4 protein-coding genes are annotated in these 2,853 nt (G+C 66.5%); 3 read left to right on the top strand and 1 reads right to left on the bottom strand.

Annotation, left to right across the window (positions count from 1 at the left end):
- The coding region (locus ACE3S9_RS17860; RefSeq protein ID WP_374547826.1) for a hypothetical protein at positions 1-266 on the top strand (266 nt) is incomplete at its 5' end.
- Here the strand turns inward: ACE3S9_RS17860 and ACE3S9_RS17855 are convergent.
- Positions 244-1,053, bottom strand: a complete 810-nt coding sequence (locus tag ACE3S9_RS17855) for an RMD1 family protein (protein WP_374547825.1) — start codon at positions 1,051-1,053, stop codon at positions 244-246. The two genes, ACE3S9_RS17860 and ACE3S9_RS17855, sit on opposite strands and share 23 nt — an antisense overlap.
- Before the next feature lie 123 nt (positions 1,054-1,176).
- On the opposite strand from ACE3S9_RS17855, the gene ACE3S9_RS17850 reads away from it, so the two are divergent.
- On the top strand, positions 1,177-2,178 hold the full coding sequence (locus ACE3S9_RS17850) for a glycosyl transferase family protein (protein WP_374547824.1): 1,002 nt from the start codon (positions 1,177-1,179) through the stop codon (positions 2,176-2,178).
- Between the two features lie 51 nt (positions 2,179-2,229).
- Positions 2,230-2,853, top strand: a 624-nt coding sequence (locus ACE3S9_RS17845) for a bifunctional precorrin-2 dehydrogenase/sirohydrochlorin ferrochelatase (protein ID WP_374547823.1), incomplete at its 3' end; no start/stop codon positions are given.

Below are 2,853 nucleotides of genomic sequence, written 5' to 3'. Positions count from 1 at the left end.
GCTTCAACAAAGTTTCGAACAAGATGCTGTCTCTCGGCGGCCCGCGATCGGCGTTCCTGTCCCCGCCGCTGGGGACGCGCTCCACAGCCGCGCGCAGCCGCCCGGCCGCACACGATCAGCGCTCTCTAGTGAAAGGGAATGGTTCACATGTCAATGCGGCGGGGCCGCGCGGCCCGGCGCGGACGGCGTTCATGGCAAAAATATCACGCCTGACCTTGCGCCCCTTTTGCCCCGAAAATCCGGTCAATGTCCCCGGACAAACATGATTTCGAAGAGGGAAATGCCGATTTCGGCGAGAATCAGCAGGACAATCGCCATTTCCATGAAGGACGAGCGGTCGGCGTCGATGATGTCGGTCAGCGCCCGGACTGTTTCAACGATAACGTCCAGCTTGCGCTGCAGCGTCTGACCGCGCTCCTTCAGCTCATATTCGTCCTCAAGACGGGCGTAGAGGCGCTCCAGATCGGGACGGTCCCACAACACATCGGGCTTGTCGTCGACGGCGACGCGGCCCGAGACGCGATGCTGGACGCCCAAGGCCTGGCCGATCAGCTTCAGCATTTCCTTGCGGTTGCGGTTGGGCCGCCCAAGCCGCCCGAGCACATTGGCAAGCGGTTCGACCTTGTCGAACACCATATTCACCTCGCGCTCGTCGCGGGCGAGCGCCACGCTTTTCGCAATGGCGTCGGCGAAGATCAGGAACCGCTCGTTGGACAGGTCCTTCAGCGCGATCGGCCCGGCGGGCGTGATCCGGTCGTCGCCCTCGCCGACCAGCAGGGTCACGGCCTCGTCCTCCTTGCGCAGCGGCGCGCCGACGACACGCCCCTTCAGCCGCGCGAGAATGTCCTCCTCCTCCAACGGGGTCAGGCCGACCATCACCGCGACGCCATAGCGATAGAGCGCGACCTTGCCGTTCTGCCCGACGTGAAAAGCCAGCGGCGAAGTGGAAATGGTGTCGGTGCGCTCCAGTCCGGCGAGATCGATGCGGTCGCCCAACAAAAGGGCTCGGGCGGTGTAATGCAGGGCGGCGGGCGGGGTCTGGGAGTCGCTCATCTGGTCTTTCTATCGCAGATTTGCGACAATTGCGCCTTGAACTTCACACCGCGCCGCCGCGCTTGCCGTCGCGCCGCCGGGGGCTATGCTGGCGGCAAAGCGCCCTCCAGCCGCCGGACCGTCATGACCTTCACGCCCCATCCTTTCGCCCGTTTCATCGCCATTCTCGGCCGCGGCAGGAATCTCTCGCGCGCGTTGAACGAGGAGGAGGCCGAAGAGGCCATGACGATGATTCTCGCCGGCGAGGTCCTGCCCGAACAGCTCGGCGCCTTTCTGATGCTGCTGCGCATGAAGGAGGAAGGCCCCAGCGAACTCGCCGGCTTCGTCCGGGCCGCGCGCAAAACCCTGCCCGCGCCGGAGCCCGACCTGGTCGATGTCGACTGGTCGTCCTACGCCGGCAAGAAGCGGCAATTGCCCTGGTTCCTGCTGGCGGCTTTGTGCCTCGCTCAATCCGGCCGCACGGTGTTCATGCATGGTTTCGACGGCCATACTGCGGGTCGGCTCTACACCGGCGAAGTGCTCGCGGCGCTGGGCCTGCCGGTCGCAAGCGATTTCGCCGCCACCCAGCGCCAGCTCCGGCAGAACCGTTTCGCCTATATGGATCTCGCCTCGATCAGCCCGCCGCTCGCGCGCATGATGGGTTTCAAGCCCATTCTCGGCCTGCGCTCCCCGATCCATACGCTCGCCCGAATGATCAATCCCTTCGCGGCGCCCTGCCTGTTGCAGGGGATTTTCCACCCCAATTACATGAGCACCCATCGCGACGCGGCGCTGCTGCTCGGCGAACGGAATATGGTGGTGTTTCGCGGCGAAGGCGGCGAGATCGAGCGACGGCCCGGAAAACCCTGCGAAACGTTGGGCGTGGCGCAAGGCGTCGCCTTCGAGGAGCGCTGGCCGCCGCTGATGGAGGAGCCGCGCCAATTGCCCGATGAATCCATGGACGTTTCGCGCCTGCTCGCGGTCTGGCGCGGCGAGAGTCGCGACGCCTATGCCGAGGCCGCCGTGACCGGCACGCTGGCCATCGCGCTGCGCGCTATGGGGCTTGCGTCCGACCAGCTTATGGCGCAAAGCGGCGCGGAAAAGCTCTGGCGGAGTCGCGATCCCGGCCGTCTCATCGCGGCCTGAACCCTCGCAGCCGGAAATTCCCAGCCAGGACACGCCCAGCCCGGAAGCCTCATGGACCGCCTGCCTATTTTCCTCAATCTCCGTCACCGTCGGATCGCGGTCGTCGGCGGCGGCGCGCTCGCCGCGCGGCGCGTGGAGACGCTCGCGCGCGCCGGCGCCGAGGTCTGGCTGTTCGCGAAAAACTGGAGCGACGAAATCGAGGCTTTGCGCAGCCAATGCCGGCTGGGCGATCTCGACGACCACAACGCTTTGTTCGGCTTTGCGCTGATCTATTTCGCCTTCGAACCGGGCGAGGCGCCGGATGACGCCCTGATCGCCCGCGCCCGCGCCTCGGGAGCGCTGGTCAATGTCGCCGATCATCCCGGCCTGAGCGATTTCATCACGCCCTCCGTGCTCGACCGCAGCCCGCTGGTGGTGGCGATCTCGACCGGGGGCGATGCGCCCTTGCTCGGCCGCATGTTGAAAGCGCGGCTTGAGACGCTGGTTCCGGCCGCCTATGGCCGGCTCGCGGCGTTGGCCGGCGCAGGCCGCGCGGCTCTGGCCGAGAAACTGACCACTCATCAGGCCCGCCTGCGCTTCTGGGAGCGCGTCTATGACGGCCCGATCGCCGAACTGGTGCTCGCCGGCGACGAGACGGCGGCGCAGGCCGCGCTCGACCGCGAGATCTCCGAATGC

This window comes from Rhodoblastus sp. (assembly GCF_041915505.1).
GTDB lineage: Bacteria > Pseudomonadota > Alphaproteobacteria > Rhizobiales > Beijerinckiaceae > Rhodoblastus.
Note: the sequence above shows the minus strand (reverse complement) of the source record. Positions and strands in the feature narration are given on the sequence as shown.

Coding starts and splice junctions, on each gene's coding strand:
- ACE3S9_RS17855 (WP_374547825.1), bottom strand. CDS start 1,053: ATGAGCGACTCCCAGACCCCGCCCGCCGCCCTGCATTACACCGCCCGA.
- ACE3S9_RS17850 (WP_374547824.1), top strand. CDS start 1,177: ATGACCTTCACGCCCCATCCTTTCGCCCGTTTCATCGCCATTCTCGGC.